This is a genomic window from Rhodococcus erythropolis NBRC 15567, from assembly GCF_001552595.1.
GTDB lineage: Bacteria > Actinomycetota > Actinomycetes > Mycobacteriales > Mycobacteriaceae > Rhodococcus_F > Rhodococcus_F erythropolis.
The window spans coordinates 166,031-186,062 of sequence record NZ_BCRM01000016.1 but is presented as its reverse complement, the minus strand read 5'-3'; the positions used below and the strand labels follow the sequence as shown (position 1 = coordinate 186,062).

General features: G+C 60.4%; 17 protein-coding genes and 2 tRNA genes. 5 read left to right on the top strand and 14 right to left on the bottom strand.

Annotated elements, in window-relative coordinates; translation table 11 throughout:
• Positions 1–184: 184 nt before the first annotated feature.
• The 9 genes from RE4_RS20020 to RE4_RS19980 form a co-directional block, all read right to left on the bottom strand.
• A complete protein-coding gene (locus RE4_RS20020; RefSeq protein WP_019748972.1) occupies positions 185–859 on the bottom strand; it encodes a response regulator in 675 nt (224 codons plus the stop codon).
• Positions 856–2,058 (bottom strand): sensor histidine kinase, encoded by a 1,203-nt coding sequence (locus RE4_RS20015; RefSeq protein WP_019748973.1) that lies wholly within the window; start codon positions 2,056–2,058, stop codon positions 856–858. Before RE4_RS20015 ends, RE4_RS20020 begins: the two co-directional genes overlap by 4 nt.
• Before the next feature lie 18 nt (positions 2,059–2,076).
• Positions 2,077–4,293: an MMPL family transporter gene (locus tag RE4_RS20010; protein WP_060939198.1), complete on the bottom strand. Its 2,217-nt coding sequence runs from the start codon at positions 4,291–4,293 to the stop codon at positions 2,077–2,079.
• Positions 4,294–4,388: 95 nt separating this feature from the next.
• Positions 4,389–5,306, bottom strand: coding sequence for a carbohydrate kinase family protein (locus RE4_RS20005; protein WP_060939197.1), 918 nt, complete (start codon positions 5,304–5,306; stop codon positions 4,389–4,391).
• Positions 5,307–5,401: 95 nt separating this feature from the next.
• The gene (locus RE4_RS20000) at positions 5,402–6,496 is read right to left on the bottom strand and encodes an ABC transporter ATP-binding protein (protein WP_019748976.1); all 1,095 of its coding nucleotides are present in this window, start codon (positions 6,494–6,496) and stop codon (positions 5,402–5,404) included.
• A 27-nt stretch (positions 6,497–6,523) separates the two neighbouring features.
• Positions 6,524–7,390, bottom strand: coding sequence for a carbohydrate ABC transporter permease (locus RE4_RS19995; RefSeq protein WP_020969937.1), 867 nt, complete (start codon positions 7,388–7,390; stop codon positions 6,524–6,526).
• On the bottom strand, positions 7,390–8,340 hold the full coding sequence (locus RE4_RS19990) for a carbohydrate ABC transporter permease (protein ID WP_019748978.1): 951 nt from the start codon (positions 8,338–8,340) through the stop codon (positions 7,390–7,392). The genes RE4_RS19995 and RE4_RS19990 overlap by 1 nt, the downstream gene beginning before the upstream one ends.
• The gene (locus RE4_RS19985; protein WP_060939196.1) at positions 8,337–9,689 is read right to left on the bottom strand and encodes an ABC transporter substrate-binding protein; all 1,353 of its coding nucleotides are present in this window, start codon (positions 9,687–9,689) and stop codon (positions 8,337–8,339) included. Before RE4_RS19985 ends, RE4_RS19990 begins: the two co-directional genes overlap by 4 nt.
• 63 nt (positions 9,690–9,752) lie before the next feature.
• The gene (locus RE4_RS19980; RefSeq protein WP_060939195.1) at positions 9,753–10,751 is read right to left on the bottom strand and encodes a sugar-binding transcriptional regulator; all 999 of its coding nucleotides are present in this window, start codon (positions 10,749–10,751) and stop codon (positions 9,753–9,755) included.
• A gap of 139 nt (positions 10,752–10,890) precedes the next feature.
• Between RE4_RS19980 and RE4_RS19975 the strand changes: the two genes are divergently transcribed.
• Together RE4_RS19975 and RE4_RS19970 are read left to right on the top strand one after the other, a co-directional pair.
• Positions 10,891–11,901, top strand: a complete 1,011-nt coding sequence (locus tag RE4_RS19975) for an NAD(P)-dependent alcohol dehydrogenase (RefSeq protein WP_031331962.1) — start codon at positions 10,891–10,893, stop codon at positions 11,899–11,901.
• 7 nt (positions 11,902–11,908) lie between these two features.
• On the top strand, positions 11,909–13,381 hold the full coding sequence (locus RE4_RS19970; RefSeq protein WP_021334178.1) for a mannitol dehydrogenase family protein: 1,473 nt from the start codon (positions 11,909–11,911) through the stop codon (positions 13,379–13,381).
• Here RE4_RS19970 and RE4_RS19965 read toward each other — a convergent pair whose 3' ends face one another.
• From RE4_RS19965 to RE4_RS19940, 3 genes are all read right to left on the bottom strand, one after another.
• Positions 13,382–13,900 (bottom strand): DinB family protein, encoded by a 519-nt coding sequence (locus RE4_RS19965; protein ID WP_060939194.1) that lies wholly within the window; start codon positions 13,898–13,900, stop codon positions 13,382–13,384.
• Between the two features lie 763 nt (positions 13,901–14,663).
• Entirely contained in the window at positions 14,664–15,011 is a 348-nt protein-coding gene (locus RE4_RS19950) for a hypothetical protein (RefSeq protein WP_060939211.1), read from the bottom strand.
• Positions 15,012–16,327: 1,316 nt separating this feature from the next.
• Positions 16,328–16,401 (bottom strand) — tRNA-Ile (locus RE4_RS19940).
• Positions 16,402–16,578: 177 nt separating this feature from the next.
• On the opposite strand from RE4_RS19940, the gene RE4_RS31660 reads away from it, so the two are divergent.
• Positions 16,579–16,776: a hypothetical protein gene (locus RE4_RS31660; protein ID WP_003941659.1), complete on the top strand. Its 198-nt coding sequence runs from the start codon at positions 16,579–16,581 to the stop codon at positions 16,774–16,776.
• A 131-nt stretch (positions 16,777–16,907) separates the two neighbouring features.
• On the top strand, positions 16,908–17,531 hold the full coding sequence (locus RE4_RS19930) for an HAD family hydrolase (RefSeq protein WP_238076751.1): 624 nt from the start codon (positions 16,908–16,910) through the stop codon (positions 17,529–17,531).
• A gap of 56 nt (positions 17,532–17,587) precedes the next feature.
• Here the strand turns inward: RE4_RS19930 and RE4_RS19925 are convergent.
• Positions 17,588–17,660: transfer RNA gene (locus RE4_RS19925), tRNA-Asn, on the bottom strand.
• Between the two features lie 136 nt (positions 17,661–17,796).
• On the opposite strand from RE4_RS19925, the gene RE4_RS19920 reads away from it, so the two are divergent.
• Positions 17,797–18,048 (top strand): hypothetical protein, encoded by a 252-nt coding sequence (locus RE4_RS19920; RefSeq protein ID WP_003941570.1) that lies wholly within the window; start codon positions 17,797–17,799, stop codon positions 18,046–18,048.
• A gap of 1 nt (position 18,049) precedes the next feature.
• Here the strand turns inward: RE4_RS19920 and dnaG are convergent, their stop codons facing one another.
• Positions 18,050–19,969: a DNA primase gene (gene dnaG / locus RE4_RS19915; RefSeq protein ID WP_003941578.1), complete on the bottom strand. Its 1,920-nt coding sequence runs from the start codon at positions 19,967–19,969 to the stop codon at positions 18,050–18,052.
• Positions 19,970–20,032 lie beyond the last annotated feature (63 nt).

Here is a 20,032-nt window from a genome sequence, read left to right as displayed (position 1 = left end):
CAGAATCTCCGCACTCGCCGACACCGCAGCTGCACGCAACTCAGAAGCAGACAACCGCCACAGACGTCCACGCAACCCCACCGCAGAACCAGACACCACATCCGACAACAGAACACTCACTGAATCCCCCGATCCCCACCCCTAACAATACTCGAACACCCGTTCGAGTCAAGAGTTTCTCGAGTCAATCCACCGAGCGTCCCGGAATCACCACACCGCATTGATAGGCGAGAACCACCAGTTGCGCGCGGTCGCGGACATCCAGTTTCGTCATCGCCCGGTTCACATGGGTTTTTGCCGTGACCGCGCTGATCACCAATTCCGCGGCGATTTCGTCGTTGGACATCCCGAGGGCAACGAGGGTGACCACTTCGAGTTCGCGTGGTGTCAATTGACCGAAAATCCCGGAAGTCGAGTCGGCCCGCGACGGAGTGGAAAGGAATCGAGAAATCAACGCGCTGGTCGCAATCGGCGACAACAAAGAGTTCCCACCTGCGACCGTCCGAACAGCATCGAGTAGATCCTCCGCTCGGATTCCTTTGCCGATGAAGCCGCTCGCTCCCGCCCGGATCGCCTGTGCCACATGTTCATCCACTTCGAAGGTCGTCAGGATCAGTACGTGTACGTCGGACAAATCCGGATGATCGGCGATCATGGCGGTCGCTTCGACTCCGCTGGTGCCCGGCATGCGAATGTCCATCAGTACAACGTCGGGTCGGTGCTCGAGCGCCGCCTGGAATGCCTGCTCTCCGTCTGCCGCCTCGGCGACCACCTCCATGTCGTCTTCCGAACCGATCAGCAGCGCAAGCGTTTGACGGAAGAGCGCCTGATCGTCTGCCACTACCACCCGAATACTCACGACTCCTCACGCTCCGAACCGCTGGAGACCGAGACCAGAGGCAGTTGGGCGTCCACACGAAATCCCCCGTCCGCGCGGAATCCTGCTGAGACCTCGCCTCCCATTGCCTGTGCCCTCTCCTTCATTCCCAGCAGTCCGTACCCGGGCGGTGACGTCGAAGGCACTGCCGTTCCGGAGTTTTCGACCGACAGCACCAGAACCTCGGCTTCGTACGACAACGACACGGTGACGGCCCCTGGCAACGCATGCTTGCTCGCATTCACGAGTGCTTCCTGGATAATTCGGTACGCCGTGAGGTCTACTGCTGGCCCGAGAGGGCGCAGCGAACCCACTGCGCGCACTTCGATTTCCATTCCCGCACTGACGAATTGATCCACCAGTGCCGGTAGATCCGAAAGCCCCGGTGCCGGTTTCATCGAGCGATCACCGTCCTGAGCGTCACGGAGAACTCCGACCGTGGCCCGAATTTCATCGAGTGCCGCCTTGGACGTTTCCTCCACTCCGCGTAGTGCAGTCGTCGCCTTCTCGGGGTCTTTCCCGATCAAGTGCGACGCGACCCCGACTTGCAGGTTGACCAAGGCAATGTGGTGCGCGACAACGTCGTGCAGGTCTCGCGCAATCCGCATCCTTTCTTCGACGACGCGGTGTCGGGCCTCGTCCTCGCGCATTCTTTCCGCTTGCACCGCGCGCGCCTCGACGGACTCCAGATAGGCTCGGCGAGAACGGACCTCGGCGCCGGCGAAACTTGCCATCAGCAACCAGGCCAACAACCCCAGTGCCTCCTGCAGGAGATTGTTCCCCACTCCCAGGAAGATTGTGACGAGCATCAGCGAGCTGACTGTGCTCGCCGCTGCGAAGAAGGTCCTCCGGCGGTCACTCGTGCTGGCAACGTAGTAGAGGCACACCATCGCCGCGGAACCTGTGCCGGCATTCGGCGGCGCTGACAGTGCAATCATCAATACGCCGAGAAGTACTGCCACCGCCAGCGCCGAGAACGGGTAGCGCCTCCGGAATACGATGGTTGCCGCTGCGATCGCTGTTACAAGGACTCCCACAACTGTTACTTCGCGGGTGTCATTGCCATCGAGCGCGATGCGGTGCGCCGTCCACGTGGCAAGGAGCACGAGGATCGTCAGTGCCAGGTCGATGGTGCGCGGGTGTTCCGCACACCATCGACCCCACGTCGATGTCGAAGTCATCGATCTACCGTATCCGGGTCATACCGACAACTTGTCGCTCGTGGGTTCACTGGATTCCTTCGAATCTGCGAGCAGCGCAGTCAACTGCTCCCCCTCGACATCGACGTTCGGGACCAACCGGTCCAGCCATGAGGGGAACCACCATGCCTTCGAGCCCAACAGGGACATGACGGCCGGTACGACGGTCATACGAATCACGAAGGCGTCGAACAGAACCGCGAACGAGAGTCCGAGTCCGATCTGCATGATGAAGGCGTCGCCGCCGAAGATGAAGCCCGCGAAAACGGCGATCATGATCAGCGCCGCGGCCGTGACGACTCGGGCGCCCTGGTCGAAGCCCTTCACGACTGCTTCGTCCGGTCCGTCACCGTGGACGAACGCTTCACGCATTCTGGTCACGAGGAACACCTGGTAGTCCATCGCCAACCCGAAGACGATGCCGATCATGAAGATGGGCAACATCGCCACAACTGATCCGGTTTGGCCTTCGATTCCGAGAATGCCGGCGAACCAACCCCACTGGAAGATCGCGACCAGCACACCGAACGTCGCACCGATCGAGAGCAGAAATCCGAGAGTTGCCTTGAGCGGTACCAAGATCGAGCGGAACACCAGCATCAAAAGAATGAAGGCGAGGCCGACGACCAATGCGAGGTAGGGAACGAGGGCATCAGCCAGGCGATCCGAGACGTCGATCGTCAACGCTGTCTGACCGGTGACCGACATCGTGGCCCCGGTCTCGTCGGTCAGTGATCCGGCGACCTCACGTATATCTGCGACGAGCGCCTTTGTTGCCTCGGTTTCCGGGCCACTCGAGGGAACCACCGTGATGACTGCTGTATCGCCGGCCTGATTGAGTGCTGGCGGCGTCACTGCCGCTATGTCAGGCAGAGCACCGAGCTTTTCCTGGGCGCCGCTCAATGCCACTGCCGGATCGGTGGCGTCGGCAACGTCGACGACCACCATGAGCGGACCGCTGAACCCGGCACCGAACCCCTCGGATAGTCGGTCGGTAGCCCTGGCGGCAGTTGTGTCGGGCACTGGTGGGCTCGCCAAACTCAGGTTGATTCCGAAGGTGGGGATCGCCAGCAATCCCAACCCGAGGACTGACGCGAGCAAAACCGGAACTCGACGCCGGATCACGAACTTGGCCCATCGCGAGCCCGCCCCCTCCGACTGTTTCCGGTGTGTCAGTTCACCGCCGGACGCCAGCAGTCGACGATCAGACCGACTCAGGACGCGCGACCCTGCAAATCCGAGTGTGGCGGGCAGCAGCGTCAGTGAAATCACCACTGCAACAGCAACTGCGAATGCTGCAGCCAGACCCATGCTTGTCAGGAACGGGATGTTCACGACGAACAGTCCGGCCAGTGCGATGAGGACGGTCAACCCCGCGAACACTACGGCCGAACCCGCAGTCCCCGCTGCGCGGCCCGCAGCAATTTCCGGATCATGTCCGTCACGTAGTTCGGAGCGGTAGCGCGAGACGATGAACAGCGAATAGTCGATCGCCACGGCGAGCCCCAGCATCATTGCCAGGACGGTTGTGCTCGAACCCAATTCGATGAAACCAGTTGCGATGGTGATCGTGCAGATCGCGATGCCGATGCCGATGAGCGCGCTGATCAAAGGAAGCCCCGCCGCAACCAAGGAACCGAAGGTGACGGTCAGCACCACCGCGGCGATCGCGACTCCGATCACCTCTCCCATGGATTCGGCGCTGCTTTCCATCAGCACGTTGCCGGCAACATCGACTGCCAGCCCTGAATCCGAGGCGTCGTGGACGGCGGACTCGAGCAGTTCTTTCGAACTGTCCGGCAAGTCCATCGAGTCGGCGGTATAGGAGACCTGCATGTATCCGATCGTCCCAGTCGGCGACACTCCGCCGGATGCATACGGATCCGATACCGCTGCAACCTCGGGGTCCTTCCCGAGCGCAGAGACCAATTCACTGACGGATTGTCGAATGGCCGGATCGGCGAGCGTCGTGCCCGCCGGAGATTCGAAGACTATGCGAGCACTGGCTCCGCCGGTGGACGATTCCGGGAACCGTTCAGCCAGAAGGTCCTGTGCCGCTTGCGATTCTGTGCCCGGGATCGACAATGTATTGACGGTCGGACCGGACAGCGTTGCTGCGCCTACTCCGCCCGCCACCAGCAGGACGACCCAGAAGCCCACCATTGCCCAGCGGCGGCGAAACGCGAGTCGTGAGAGTTTGTACAGGAATATCGACATGCGTATCACTGTGCCGATACACGACCCCGTCGCACATCGTGCACAGGTAGGCAGTTCGACGTACTGCGCTCGCAGTAGGGCGGTGGTCCCCAGTGCTAGATGGGCAGGCCCAACTCCCTTGACCACGGCGGATCCGCCCCTGGTCGTGACACGGTGACGGCTGCCGCGCGTGCGGCAAAGGTCAACGCGGCCGACCAGTCTGCCTCGGAGAACCCGCGCACAACGGCGACGTCGAGTGCATCGTGACGATCAAGGTAGGCCAGCAGGGCTCCGTGAACGGTATCTCCGGCACCGATCGTGTCCGCGACGTCAACTGCGGGCGCCGGCACCGAAACATCGAGTTCCTTGGTGATCAACCGCAACCCGTCACCGCCACGGGTGAGCAGTACGGCGCCGACGCCTTCGTCGAGCCACTCGGCGCCGTCAACCGAACCCAACCACTTCGCGTCGTCGTCGCTCACTTTGAGAATATCGATGGCGGGCAACCACGAACGAAATCGTCGTCGATATGCTTCCGGGTCCGAGATCACCGCCGGACGAATGTTGGGGTCCACCATGGTGAGTCGACCGCGGGCGTGTGCTTCGTGCAGCATGGCTTCGTAAGCGGAGGCCCCGGGCTCGAGCACCAGCGACAGCGTTCCGAACGAGAATGCCCGGGCAGAGGGAAGTTTCGGCAGCGCGAACTGTCGATCCGCCGTTCCCTCGAGGTAGAAGGAATACCGCGCACCTCCGTCCGCCGCAAGGTTCACGACGGCCAGAGTTGTCGGCTCGGGCCCACGTTCGACTCCGGTCGTGTCGACATTCGACGCGGCCAGCGAGTCGATCATCCGATCTCCGAACGCGTCGGTGGACAAGCGAGAGACGAATCCCACGTCGGATCCGAGTCGACCCACCGCGATCGCAACGTTGAACGGTCCACCGCCCAACTTGGGTGAGAAGTTCTCCCCCACCGGAACCAGATCAACCAGTCCCTCACCACACACCACGACGGATCGTTCGCGTGTATCACTCATCGGTAGACCCTAACCTTCTCACCAGTCGAAGATGGATGTGACCTGCTCGGCACGAACGAGTTCGGGTGCCGAGCAGGTCACGATTGTGGTGGGATTCAGCTACCCACGCGCTCACCCGTAGTCGGGTCGAAGAGGTGAACAGGACCGTCCACCCGCTCGAAGCCCAGCGTCTGGCCGTACTGCAGCTTCGATCGCCCGCCGGTGCGTGCAACGAGCGAGATCGGGTCGGCTTCGGTTCCAGGCACGTGTGCGTAGATGTACGACTCGTTGCCCAGTTCCTCTACCAGGTCGATCTGAGCTGCGATTCCGTCTCCGGCAGCAACCACCTGGAATTGCTCGGGCCGAATTCCTACTGTGACCGAAGCCAGACCGGCCGCGGCGATTGCCGCCATCTGCTCGCGGTCCAGCGGAACCTCGACGTCGCCGAAACGCACCCCACCCGAACTGACCGGCGCCGTTACCAAGTTCATACCTGGAGATCCGATGAAGCCGGCAACAAACGCATTGGCCGGCCGATCGTAAAGTTCGGTCGGAGAAGCGAATTGTTGCAACTTGCCGCCCTTGAGCACTGCCACGCGATCACCCATCGTCATCGCTTCCACCTGATCGTGCGTGACGTAGACGGTGGTGGTTCCGAGACGACGCTGCAACGCCGCGATCTGCGTGCGGGTCTGGACGCGTAGCTTTGCGTCGAGGTTGGAGAGCGGCTCGTCCATGCAGAACACTTGCGGTTCACGAACGATTGCTCGGCCCATGGCAACTCGCTGCCGTTGACCGCCGGAAAGCTTGGCCGGCTTGCGGTCGAGGTATTCCGTCAGGTCAAGCAGTTTGGCCGCTTCGGCAACTTTCTTCTTACGCTCCTCGACGGGCACACCGCGCATCTTCAACGCGAACCCCATGTTTTCGCCGACGGTTTTATTGGGGTACAGCGCGTAATTCTGGAAGACCATTGCGATGTCGCGATCCTTCGACGGGACATCGGTCATGTCCTTGCCGTTGATGGTGATCGCACCGGAATCGATGTCCTCGAGCCCTGCCAACATGCGCAGGGCCGTGGACTTTCCGGAACCTGACGGACCGACGAGCACGATGAACTCCCCGTCCTTGATGTCAAGATCGAGTGAATCTACAGCGAGGGTCCCAGCACCTTCGTAGATGCAAGACGCTTTCTGGTACGAGATTTCAGCCATGACGAACTCCTGAGAGGGTGAGGAGAATTATTTGATTGCACCGAAGGACAGGCCGCGCACCAGTTTGTTCTGGGCGAACCAACCGGCCAGGATGACGGGCAATGCCGCCATGGTCGCTGCCGCGGAGAGCCGAGCCCAGTACAGTCCCTCGCCGGTGATGAACCCGACCAGGAAGACCGGAATCGTCTGCGCTTGAACAGCTGTCAGGTTGACTGCGAAGAAGAATTCGTTCCACGAGAAGATCACGCAGATCAGCGCAGTCGCAGCAATTCCGGGCGAGATCAGCGGGAGGATCACCTCTCGAACCGAGGTCCACAAACTCGCGCCGTCCATGCTGGCGGCTTCGAGAAGCTCGCCGGGGACTTCGAGAAAGAACGAACGCATCATCCACACTGCGATCGGCAGATTCATCGATGTGTACAAGATGACCAGCGCCCAGATGTTGTCGAGCAATCCGATGTCGTTGACGATCACGTACAGCGGCACGATTGCGGCGACGACTGGGAGCATCTTGGTACTGATGAAGAAGAACAGCACATCCTGCGTCTTCTTCACCGGGCGAAGCGAGAGCGCAAAAGCCGCCGGAACACCCAGTAGCAGAACAAGAATGGTGGACATTCCTGTGGCAAATGCCGAGTTCGCCAGCGTGGTACCCAGACCGGAATCGAGAACGGCACGGAACTGTTCGAGGGTGGGAGTGAAGAACAGCTTCGGCGGGTCCGTGTAGGCGTCTGCCTCGGTCTTGAACGCGGTCAGGACCATCCAGAAGACCGGGAAGAAGAATCCGAGAGCGGCGATCCACGCCACGACCGACCACGGACTGAACTTACTGCTCTTCTTTTTCTTGACGACGGGTTTGTCGGTCGTCGCGCTTGTCGTCTCTACGGCAGTCATCACGCCGCCTCCTCGTTGCCGGTGAAGCTCTTGAAGATCAATCGGAGCGCGAGTGTCGAGACGATGATGGTCGCGATCACTGTCACGACACCCATCGCCGCAGCTTGACCTACGTCGAAGCCGAGGAATGCGCGCTGGTAGATGTAGAACGGCAGATTCGAACTGGCCACGCCTGGCCCGCCCGACGTCATCATGTACACCGCGTCAAAGGTGTTCACGAGGTAGATCGCACCCAGAACTGCACCGAGTTCGATGAAACGGCGCAGGTGCGGCAGTGTCAGTTCGCGGAACATCGCAAACGGCTTGGCTCCGTCCACCCGTGCGGCTTCGAGGATGTCTCGGGGCATGGACTGCAAGCCGGCCAGAATGAGCAGCATCATGAAAGGCGTCCACTGCCAGATCAGATTGATCATGACGGCGGCGAGCGGAAACTTGCTGACCCAGTCGACCTGGCCGACACCGAACGGCTGGAGGACAAAGTTCACGATACCGAATACCGGGTCGAACATTGTTGTCTTCCAGAGCAATGCGCCAGCGACGGGGGTGATGAGAAATGGCGTGATCAGCAGTGTCCGCACGATCCCGCGACCGAGGAAGGCTCTGTCGAGTAGGAGTGCCAACGCGAGTCCGAGGATCACCGAAACGATGACCGTACCCACGATCATGATGACCGTGTTGACCGCGACTTCCCGAAACTGACTGTCCTTGAAAACCTCGATGTAGTTGTCGAACCCGTTGAAGTGCCGCGATCCCGGCCGGACAAGGTTCCACGACTGCGTCGAGTAGTAGAGGGTGAACAGAAACGGAATCTGGGTGACGACGATCGAGAAGATCAACGCCGGCAACAGGGGACCTCTACGACGCCAACCCTCGGCGCGGGAGATCTTCTTTTCGACACGGACCGGTGGCGCGTCGTCCACCGTAGTTCTGGGCTCGGCAACCGTAGTCATCGGTTCTCCTGATAGGTCTTGCCGACCACCTCGGCATACTGCTGGGATTGTTCGAGTGCTTCTTTCACGCTCTTCTGACCCGCGATGGCAGCACTGATCTGCTGGCTGACGCGAGTGCCCAGGTCCTGAAACTCAGGGATGGTGAGGAACTGGACGCCGGTGTACGGAACCGGTTGCACTGTCGGGTTCTTCGGATCTGCATTGTTGATCGATTCGAGGGTGATCGGACCGAATGCCTGTGCGGCCTCTTGATATTCCGGAATCTCGTAGGTCGATAGGCGACTTCCCGGAGGAACTCTCGACCAGCCGAGTTCGGTTCCGACCTTCTGGATGTAGTCCTTGTTCGTCATCCAGGAAATGAACTTCCAGGCGTCATCTTTGTTCTTTGCCGACTCCGGGATTCCGAGCGCCCAGGTGTAGAGCCAACCAGGATCGGACTTCTCGACCTTCGGGGCCTTCGCATATCCGATGTTGCCGACTACCTTCGACGACGCAGGGTCCTCGAGAACCGACACAGCCGACGTCGCGTCGTACCACATCGCCGTGTTGCCTTGCGCGAATTGTGTTGCACATTCACCGAATCCGCTTGTGGCAGGGCCCGGCTGACCATGCTCCTTGACCGTGTCCACGTAGAACTGAACCGCATCCTCGACCTGCGGACTGGTCAGCTGCGCATTCCAATTCTCGTCGTACCAGCGTCCACCGAAGGTGTTGATCACGGTGTTCAGCGGCGCGAGTACCTCACCCCAGCCAGGCTTTCCACGCAAACAGATTCCCGCCATCTTGGCATCCGGGTTGTCGAACTGCGCTGCCCAACCTGCAACTTCTTGCCACGTCGGGTCTTCGGGAACTGTTATCCCCGCCTGATCGAACAGATCCTTGCGGTACATCAGGAACGACGACTCCCCGTAGAACGGGACCGCGTACATACTGTCCTCGTATGACAGAGAAGTCTTGATCGACGGCATGAAGTCGTCCGCGTCATAACCGGGCGTCTTGTCTGCATACTCGGACAGGTTCGTGAGCCAACCGTTGGCGGCCCACTGAGGTGTCTCGTAGTTGCTGATCATCACGACGTCGAACTCACCGCCGCCGGTTGCCGTCGACGCTGTGATCTTGGCACGCGCCTGGTTCTCGGAAAGGCTGACGAATTTGAGGTCGATGCCAGGGTTCTCGGCTTCGAAAGCCGGCGCCAGTTTGATGGCGTCCTGCATCTGCGAGTTCGACACCATCGCGATGGTGACTGTTCGTTCGCCGGAACCACCGAGCGCACCAGCGCCCGCACATCCCGACACCAGGAGGCAGAGCGCCGCCGCGGCAGCGCCCCACACTCGTCTTCCTGTTTTCACGGATTACCTTCCTTCACACTTGCGTGTCAGTCGCGCGCTCGGACAGCGAAACTCGTGAGATCGCTAGCCTTCGAGCAGCCACTGGGCGCACTCGACGTCGGTGACGAGTACGTTTGCCAAACCTCCGCGCAATGCGCCCAGAACGGCCTGGCGTTTGTGTGTTCCCCCCGAAATCAGAATCGTCTGATCGCAGGATTTCACTGCGTCGAGCGATACGGAGACCGTTCGCTCAGGCAGTGGCCCCTCCACTGGATTGCCGTCGATCGTGTAGAAACTGCCGCCGATTTCACCGACAGCGCCTCGACTTTCCAACTCGTCCAGCATGGTCGAGTCGACGAAGCTACCGGCAAACAAGGTCGTGGCAGTCGAGACGGCACCAACTCCGAAAACCATGATATCGGAATCAGTTCCGGCTTGCAGCGCCTTCGAGATGACCGAGTCGTTTCGCATCGACTCCACAGTCGCCGGGTCGGCGTATAGCGGAGCATTGAGGCGAATAGGATTGGCCTGCAACTGTTGTGCACATCGGCCGATGGTGAAGTCGACACCGGTTTGGTAGTCGGTCACCGTCATGGAGCCGTCAAGTTGTACCACAGCCGAGCACTTCGCCGCCTTGTCTGGCAAAGATCCTGCTACCGCAACGGTTTCCGGACCCCAGGTAAACCCGAGAACGCTCGACGGCTGCAGACGACGAACCAGAACTTCCGCTGCTCGTCGGCCGAGCGCGTCGAAGTCCGGATCGTCCGAGTCCGAATTTGCTTCGGGCACAATCAAAACTTCGGCCAACCCGAAGTGCTTCTCCAGTTTCGATTCCAACTCCGTGTTCACCGAACCTTCGAGCTCCGGCGGCACCATAATCTCGACCCTGACCAAACCTTGCGTCCGCGCCCTGGCCAACAGCCGCCCGGCCGTAGGCCGCGAGACGCCCAACTTCGCTGCAATCTCCGCCTGAGTAGCGCCTTCGAGGTGATACATGGTCGCTGCCCGCAAGGCGAGCCGCACATCCTCGGAAGCCGGCAACTTCGACGACTTGAGTCCTGCGGGCTGAGCCGACTGGTTCACACGGTCTCCTTGTGTATCAGGTTCAAAGTTTCTTGATCGTGAGCAGATGCTCACTAGATGTTCTTATGCTCATTAAGCTAACATCTACGTTGTGACCCACACAACAGTTTCCGGAGAATCCGTCGATCTACCTGCGACAATTCGGGCAAATGTCCTTGTTGAGACCGGAAAGATGCAGATGGTCGAGAGACCACGACCGTCCCCGAAGACGGGTGAAGTCCTCGTTCGCATCCATGCCGTGGGCGTGTGCGGGTCGGACGCGCACTACTTTCACGAAGGTCGCATCGGCCCTTACGTAGTCAACTCACCGCTCGTTCTCGGACACGAAGCATCGGGACGCATCGCCGCAGTCGGTGACGGCGTCGACCCAAGACGCATCGGGCAGCGCGTCTCCATCGAGCCTCAGAAGCCCGATCCGACAAGTCCCGAATCCAAGGCAGGCAGATACAACCTCTGCCCTCATATGGAGTTCTTCGCGACGCCGCCGATCGACGGTGCACTGACCGACTACGTCACGATCGGTGCCGACTTCGCCCATCCCATCGCAGATTCCGTGTCCTACGAGGCAGCTGCGCTGTTCGAGCCACTCTCCGTAGGGATCGCCTCAGCCCAGAAAGCGGGAATCACTGCCGGCTCTCGTGTGTTGATCGCCGGCGCCGGCCCGGTAGGAATCGTGACGACGCAGGTGGCCAAGGCATTCGGCGCGACGGAAGTCATCGTCTCGGACATCGATGCGGCCCGGCGTGATGTGGCACTGAAATTCGGCGCAACAACCGTCGTTGATCCTCGTGAAAGCGACGTACGCTCGCTGGCCGTCGATGCGTTCATCGACGCCTCGGGTGCCACGGCCGCAGTAATCGACGGAATTCACGCAGTTCGGCCCGCTGGGACCGTCGTTCTGGTCGGAATGGGTGCCGACGAGATACCGTTGCCGGTCCCGATCATTCAGAATCGCGAACTGATGCTCACCGGAGTGTTCCGGTACGCCAACACGTGGCCGATCGCCGCCGCACTGGTCGCTGCCGGGCGCGTCGATCTGGATTCGATGGTCACAGCACGCTTTTCACTCGAACGATCGCAAGAGGCCCTGGTGGCCGATCGCATTCCCGGCAGCATCAAAGCCGTAGTCATCGTCGCCGAAGGAGACTAGAACTTTCATGGAACTCAATACGAAGACCTTGCTCGACTTCGATGCTGAACTCGAAGTGCCGAACTACGACCGGAGCAAAGTCACTACCGGCATAGTGCATTTCGGTGTCGGAGGCTTTCACCGTGCACACCAGGCCATGTACATCGATACCCTCCTGCGACGAGGTGAAGCCTTCGACTGGGGAATCTGCGGAGTGGGAGTGATGCCGTCGGACAAGCGAATGAAAGACGCACTCCGCGCGCAGGACGGCCTCTACACGCTGGCGCTCAAGCATGCTGACGGAACCCTCCAGGGCCGGGTCATCGGGTCGATCGTCGAGTACTTGTTCGCGCCCGACGATCCGGAGGCGGTGATCGAAAAGATGGCATCCGAATCGACGAAAATCGTATCTCTCACCATCACCGAGGGCGGATACAACATCTCGCACACTACGGGCGAGTTCGACGCGTCCCATCCCGATGTGATGCACGATCTCGAGCCGGGAACACTCCCCCGCACCACCTTCGGTCTGATTTGTGCGGCCCTCGCACTCCGTCGCGACCGGGGCCTCGCTCCCTTCACGATCATGAGTTGCGACAACATCGAAGGCAACGGATCGGTCGCCAGGACGGCAGTCGGAGCGTTCGCCGCCCTGAAGGATCCCGAACTTGCGGAGTGGATCGACGAGAACGGCGCCTTCCCCAACTCCATGGTCGACCGGATCACACCCGTCACGACAGCCGAGGTGACCACCGAGATCGCCGAGACGTTTGGCGTGGACGATCAGTGGCCGGTCGCAGCTGAGCCGTTCACCGCGTGGTTCCTCGAGGACGAGTTCACCTCAGGCAGGCCACCTCTGGAGAATGCCGGCGTCAATCTCGTGCCGGATGTTCGCCCGTACGAACTGATGAAACTGCGCCTTCTCAATGCCAGCCATCAAGGCATCGCGTACTTCGGCTACCTTGCCGGATACCGCCTGGTCCACGAGGCATGCCAGGACGAACTCTTGTCAGGGTTCCTGCTCGACTACATGAATCTGGAAGCGACGCCGACCCTTGATCCGGTACCCGGCGTCGACCTCGATCAGTACAAGAAGACCCTCATCGAACGATTCTCGAACCCCCAGGTCCGCGACACGATTGCGCGTCTGTGCGCCGAGTCGTCCGATCGAATTCCCAAGTGGCTGTTGCCCGTCATCCGGACCCAACTCGACACCGGTGGGTCGATCAACCTGTCCACCGCAATTGTCGCCAGCTGGGCCCGCTACGCCGAGGGCACAGACGAGAACGGAGATCCCATCACCGTCGTCGATCAGCTGTCGGACGCTCTGGTGCCGCTCGCCCAGAAACAGTCGAGCGACCCGTTGGCCTTCATCGGGTACCGCCAAGTGTTCGGCGATCTCGTGGACGATCGCCGATTTGTCGCAAGCTTCCGAAAGACCCTCGACTCGTTGCACTCCGTCGGAGCCAGAAGAACCCTCGAGGAGGTGCGCGGGCTCTGACTACGCCGAGACGTCGTGCAGGTGATGGATCGGATCGTGAATGAAGTAGGCCGCCAACGATTCGACGGTGAACGCCGATCCGTCACTGCAGAGACCCCGTCGTTGGCGGCTACCCTCTGGCACGGTTTCGAAGGCATTCGCGACCTCCGCGGCGGCGTCGGACAATTCCGATGCCACCGTTGCCGGATCTTGGTCGTTGTACCGCTCGGCCTCAGCTGTTGCGTCTTGATCCCAGTTCTCGAATCGCGGATCGTCGAATTCGAGCATCTGTTCCAACCGCACCTTGAAGATCCGGAACACGTCGCGTACGTGGGCGGAATACTCCAGCGCTGACCATGTTTCGCTGTCCGGTCGCTCCGTCACATTCTCGCGCTCCAGTACCTCGGCCCACGAGACGGCATTGCTACGCACAAGATCTGGAACATCCGCGAACGCAACAGCGGACGAATCAAACCCGCACTCGCCGCATGGGCGTTCGAGGACCCAGGTCCAGTTCTTTGTATCCGGGGTGATCGGCATGGATCGAGAATAGTCCGCCAGGGCGGGGTCAGTCTGCTTCGATTGGCCGATGAAGCGAATTATGATCGGTATTGCGATTCCATTCGTGCTGATGCTTACTTCGTGTGACGGGGACGGGGGCGACGCCGAACCACACGAACTCGCCTTCACATGCGACGACGCACATGCGTACCTCGAAGTTTTCGGGACGGTCGAGGCGGCGTTGGCCCGGCTACAGAGCCCTGGATGGAACGATGTCCCTGAACTCGTGGGTTCCGCCAGCGCCTGGGCAGCGTTCACACCGCAACAGCAGACTGCGATAGTCAATTCACTTCATGCGGCTTCCCGAGGTGAATGTTGATCCGTACTTCTGTGCCGGTATCGGCATCTGACTCCGTCGACAAGATTTGCCGGTCGATACTCGGATCGGCCGAAGAACTGGGACATACTCCGACCGATTCCACGTCGCCGATCGATCGAGTCCGCGATTACATGAGCGGACCGCACGACGACTGGAGACGATTCGACGCTGAGGCGCGTCAGCGCATCCAAGAAGCCTCCGAAGCACCGGAATCGGGATCTTGCGGTTGAGCAACGCGGGGCGTCTGGTTCGCTTATCGCACAACGGAATTCCGGACAACGACGTATCAACGTCATTCCGTTGGTGACAAATTTTCGTTCGTCTGCGACGGCCGGTCACTTGAAATTCCCCAGAGCTTTCAGTTCAACGTCAAAGATCCTGTGACGCGACTCTGGCCGAGACTTCAACTGGTCTCGTCGTCCCTCAGGTGAAAGGCGTCGAGTCGACATGTACCCCCTCCGAACGCAGCAAATGCTCGGCCGCACGAATCAACAAGGAGAGGGATTCGTACGAGAGTCCCTCGGTTGCATGCATCAACCTGTCAGGCGTCGGAATCGACCGGTCGCCCGGCGAACCCTCGGATCTCCGCGCAGAAAGCACGGTCGCGAGTTCTCGTTGATTCACCACCTGACCTGTGCTGTTCGCTCGCTCGAACATGGCATTCAGCCGCTGGACGAGTTCCTCACCTTCAGCCGATCGAATAGTGTTGCCGAACAGCCTGTTTCCATGATCGGCTATGACACCAGGCGGGATCGAGTTCTTGATTGTCACAGTACGTTCTCCGTTACGTTGGTCTGTCAGGTTGATCAGGGGTGCGACCGGGAGCAACTCGCAGAGCCTTGATCTGTGCCACCCAACGGCATCGCGTCCATCGACAGCAGACCAATCTCCCCCGGCGCCCATCGGCTTCCGGTAGCGCGACCTTGAAGTTGCGGTTCTTCGTTACACTTTAACAATAGTTGTAACGACTCGACAAGTGTTTTGTTCCGATTGCCCGGTTTTGCATCCGATCGGGGCAACTACTGAGCACTCGCGGGCTGCGGATTCTGCGATTCACGAAGCACGGCAAATGGACCTGCAGAGGATGACGGCGAGACAGCCCTCGACGGCTTTCGTACCCCATATTTCCCATCACCCCTGATCAGACAACTAAACGTGATCGAGCGCGAAGTCCTCGACGCTGATGACCCAAGTCCGACAGCGCCTTTCAGACAAGGGAAGCGCCCCGCAGTTGCGGGGCCACTTCCGTTTCCAGTCCTCGAGTAGCGTCGTTCGTCGACAGTCGGCTGCCGGTCAGCGCGTCAACGAATGGCGGCGCGCATTGCTCAGCAGTGGAACGGATTTCGACTGTTCACGTTGGCCACCATCTCGTAGCTGCGCATACGATCCCGAGTCGCATTCCTCCCCGAATCGGTACGGAACTTTCAGTCGCCAGTTCTAACGCGTCCAATCGGGCCCCACCTCGCCTGTTTGGGGGCAGCCGAGCCGCGGGGGGTCGGCTCGACTGCCTGCACCTACACCAGGCGAAGATGGTTTCGTGCCAGCTATCTGCTTAACCAGCGTGCGTCGACGCTCAGGGGGGCACTGGAACGCATCGTCGTCACCTGTGGGCCGGGCTCGCGCCGGCAGGTACAGACAATTGTTCAGTGACCCCTGAGTTCGATCGTCGAAATCACCTCCGATCGCCGTGCGTAGGTACATCTAGAGCGTGACACTTCGGCTGGTTGAGCACATACGCTGAAATACCTGGAAAGGTACCTACTTTTCCTTCGTCTTCCGAGTGGTCGCCATCTCGGTCACGTCCAGAAGCGTTGCACATCCGACACTGTCGGGAAATTGGTCATCTGGATCCGAGACTTTCACCTCATCTGCGATCGACGATCATGATGCGACGATTCGTTGTGTGACCACGAACGCTCGACTCAGACGCAACCGCAGGCGCATTGCCAGGCGATTCAATCCCAACAACGTGTGGGCAACTGTCCTGGTGATTGCACTTTGCGCACTAGTCGCCTTGGCGATCGTCTGCAGCATGATCTTCGACAAAAGTCATTGGGGCTGACCCGCGGGCTCACGGCACCTGAACGTGGGGCGGGCGGGGCTCGAACCCGCGACCAATGGATTATGAGTCCACGGCTCTAACCGACTGAGCTACCGCCCCATCCGGATGCGATGCATCGCGGCGAATCCGAATGTTACCGGCACATCCGACGCGGATCACAATCGGGCAGGCGGTGACGCGTTGCACTCTTTCGAGTCGAGTCTTCCAAGGTTGGTCGGCGCAGGAGCGATGAGCCGATACCGTGGGAGTGCACACCCCACGGAACAGGATCACCACATGAAGCTTGCACTGACCGAATTCAAGAACTCGAAGGCCACGATCCGGATCATCATGTCCGACGGCGCGAAGCTGAACGGCACCGTCACCGATTTCACCGAAGACACTCTCGTCCTCAATTCTCCGAATGGTGTCTATTACATCAACCCCAGCCACATCATCCGGCTGTTCGAGCCGTCGGATCGCGCAGCGAAGTAAGCGCACCCGTCAAACAGTTCGACGGTTCCACCGAAAGCCCGACGCAGACACTTGCGTCGGGCTTTGGTGTATCTGTCGCCAATATCTACGCGTCGCGTTCACGGGTGCTGATGACGCCTATCCTCTGCGACATGGCGAACGACAGCGGACCACCTGAACTCGTGTTGTTCGACCTGGGCGGCGTGCTGTGTCGATTCGAGCCTGAACTTCGCGCCGCAGAACTGGCAGCGGCCATCGGCGTCACTGAAGAAGAGATTCACGCCCTCGTGTTCGCGTCCGGGTTCGACCATGAATGCGACCTCGGCCTTCACTCCGAAACCGCGATCCTGGAACGCTTTCGACGGCTCGGGTTTCCCGGTGACCGCGACGACCTTCGCCGAGCCTGGGCCAAGGCCTTCATCCCGGACCGCGCAGTCATCGATCTCGCAATCGCGCTTCGAAGCGAGGGCGTCGCGGTCGCCACACTCTCCGACAATGGACCTGTCCTGTTGGCCGCCATCGAAAGTGTTGTAACTCCAGTGGCAATCGACGAGCATGTTTTCTCCTGCATGCTCGGAGCTACCAAACCCGACCCTGCGGCCTTCCTGGCTGCGCTGGAGTTTCTCGATGCGCGTCCACAGCAGACCTTCTTCGTCGACGACAACCCGGTGAACGTCCTCAGCGCTCGACGGCTGGGAATTCGCGCAGAACAAGCAAACAAGGCGGCAGACGTCGAATCGGCACTTCGATCGGTGGACCTGCTGCGAGCGCACTAGGTCAGACGAATACAAGAAAGCCCCTCACCTGATTGCTCAGGTGAGGGGCTTTGCTGCTCCCCCGGCTGGACTCGAACCAGCAACCGTCCGATTAACAGTCGGAAGCTCTGCCAATTGAGCTACAGGGGATTGTCTTGCTCGCTTCGCCCGTTCCGGCGTTGCCTGAGAAACTGTAGCGAATCCTCCACCGAAGTACCAAATCGCCTGCCCAGCGAGTCATCAGGCAGGATGGAGTCAGGACGATCGGTGCTGGAGGGAAGCAGGAATGATGCGTTTGTTGATCGGTGTTGCAGCTGGGTACGTCCTGGGAACCAAAGCGGGCCGCGCACGATACGAGCAGATCAGCCGGGCCGCGAAGGCGGTGGCCACTAGTCCGGCCACCAAGAAGGTGTTGGACGCGTCACGGCAGAAGCTGGCCGACTCACTGAGTACTCAGCCCAAGCTCGAGCCGATGAAGCCGATCAACGAGGAGACCACGATTCTGGTCCCCCACGACCAGTTGAAGAAAAACCGCTAGGTCAGACGCTTTGGTCGCCGACAGCCTGCTCACGCAGCTGTCGGCGATACTGCTCCAGCGCCACGAGGTCTCCGAACAGTGAGTTGTACTCCTCGGGGGCCGCAGCAGGTGAAACGCGCTGAAGCTTGGATTTGAGGTCGGCAACCTGCTCGCCCACCCACGCTTCCTGCAGTCGTGCGAGCACTCCGTTGATGTAGCGCGGAACCGTGTCTTCGTCGCACGGCATCGGTTCGACGGCCAGCTCAGATACAACCGAGGCCACCGTCATGTCCTCGACGCCCTTGGTGACGACTTCGATCCACTCGGCGCCACCGAGCCCCTTGCTCGTTCCACCGGCGTCAGCCATTGCCTGTCTGATGACAACGTAGGCGGGGTGGGTGAATGTCTCGGGAGGCAACGAGTCGAAGACACTGCCGGCGATGCCAGGGTGCTGCAATGCGGCCTTGAGGACAGCTCGCTGCGTCGAGAGCGCCGGATCGTTGGGCCGTGGCCTGGAAATTCCGATCGGCAGCGCAAGCGCATCGGCGGCAGGTGCCTCGACAACCTGACGACGCTTGGGCGCCGGTGAAGATCCGCGCGTCGACGCCCGTTTGCGAGCTTCGTCACGCACGCGTCGTCGAACCGACGGAAGATCGTCCCAACCGACCCATCCGCACAACAGATTCGCGTAGCTGTCGCGCAGAGTTGATTCCTTGATCTGCGCAACGACGGGGACGGTACGACGCAGTGCCTCGACGCGACCTTCAGCGGTCTCCAGATCGTGTTCGGTGAGGATGGACTTCACCACGAACTCGAACATCGGAGTGCGCCGTGCCACGAGGTCGCGAACGGCGGCGTCACCAGACTTCAGACGCAGATCGCACGGGTCCATTCCGTCGGGCGCGACGGCGACGAACGTCTGCCCGGCCATCTTCTGATCACCCTCGAACGCCTTCATCGCAGCGGCCTGCCCCGCGGCATCACCGTCGAAGGTGTAGATGATCTCACCGCGAAAGTAGCTGTCGTCCATCAGGAGTCGGCGGAGCATCGCAAGGTGCTCCTCACCGAAGGCGGTTCCACACGAAGCGACGGCGGTCTTGACGCCAGCCAAGTGCATCGCCATGACGTCGGTGTAGCCCTCGACGACTACCGCCTGGTGCCCCTTGGCGATGTCGCGCTTGGCGAGGTCCAAGCCGAACAGGACCTGAGACTTCTTGTAGAGGATCGTTTCCGGCGTGTTGACGTACTTACCCGGCATGGTGTCGTCGTCGAAAAGCTTGCGGGCACCGAAGCCGATGACGTCACCGGCGACGCTGCGGATCGGCCACAGAAGACGGCGATGGAACCGGTCGATCGGACCTCGTCGCCCCTCTTTGGACAGCCCGGCTGCTTCGAGTTCCTTGAATTCGAAGCCCTTGGACATCAAGTGTTTTGTGAGAGTGTCCCAACCTTCGGGCGCGTATCCACACCCGAACTGCAGTGCTGCGGCACCGTCGAAGTTTCTCTCGGTGAGGTAGTCGCGAGCCGCCTGGGCATCGGGTTCGCGCAGACGAGCGGCGTAGAACTCCTGAGCCGCCGCGTTTGCCGCGATCAAGCGTGCACGAGTGCCGCGATCGCGCTGAACGGAAGGCCCACCGCCCTCATACGAAATCGTGTAGCTGAGCCGATCCGCCAACTGCTCGACAGCCTCGACAAAGCTGATGTGATCCATCTTCTGCAGGAACGAGTACACGTCCCCGCCCTCACCGCAGCCGAAGCAGTGGTAGAGGCCGTGGTTGGGTCGCACGTGGAACGACGGCGACTTCTCGTCGTGAAAGGGACACAGACCTTTGATCGAATCGCCACCGGCACGCTTGAGTGAAACGTATTCACCGACGATGTCCTCGATGCGAGTGCGTTCGCGAATGGCCGCGATGTCTCTGTCAGAAATTCGGCCCGCCACGTACATCAGTCTAGGCGGTCCCCCGGCACCTCCTGACAACGATATGTTGATGGCCGACTCTGC

What these genes read in the sequence shown, in the direction of transcription:
- RE4_RS20015 (WP_019748973.1), bottom strand. Translation starts at nt 2,058, where the DNA reads ATGACTTCGACATCGACGTGGGGTCGATGGTGTGCGGAACACCCGCGC.
- RE4_RS20010 (WP_060939198.1), bottom strand. Translation starts at nt 4,293, where the DNA reads ATGTCGATATTCCTGTACAAACTCTCACGACTCGCGTTTCGCCGCCGC.
- RE4_RS20005 (WP_060939197.1), bottom strand. Translation starts at nt 5,306, where the DNA reads ATGAGTGATACACGCGAACGATCCGTCGTGGTGTGTGGTGAGGGACTG.
- RE4_RS20000 (WP_019748976.1), bottom strand. Translation starts at nt 6,496, where the DNA reads ATGGCTGAAATCTCGTACCAGAAAGCGTCTTGCATCTACGAAGGTGCT.
- RE4_RS19995 (WP_020969937.1), bottom strand. Translation starts at nt 7,390, where the DNA reads ATGACTGCCGTAGAGACGACAAGCGCGACGACCGACAAACCCGTCGTC.
- RE4_RS19990 (WP_019748978.1), bottom strand. Translation starts at nt 8,340, where the DNA reads ATGACTACGGTTGCCGAGCCCAGAACTACGGTGGACGACGCGCCACCG.
- RE4_RS19970 (WP_021334178.1), top strand. Translation starts at nt 11,909, where the DNA reads ATGGAACTCAATACGAAGACCTTGCTCGACTTCGATGCTGAACTCGAA.
- RE4_RS19965 (WP_060939194.1), bottom strand. Translation starts at nt 13,900, where the DNA reads ATGCCGATCACCCCGGATACAAAGAACTGGACCTGGGTCCTCGAACGC.
- RE4_RS31660 (WP_003941659.1), top strand. Translation starts at nt 16,579, where the DNA reads ATGAAGCTTGCACTGACCGAATTCAAGAACTCGAAGGCCACGATCCGG.
- RE4_RS19930 (WP_238076751.1), top strand. Translation starts at nt 16,908, where the DNA reads ATGGCGAACGACAGCGGACCACCTGAACTCGTGTTGTTCGACCTGGGC.
- RE4_RS19920 (WP_003941570.1), top strand. Translation starts at nt 17,797, where the DNA reads ATGATGCGTTTGTTGATCGGTGTTGCAGCTGGGTACGTCCTGGGAACC.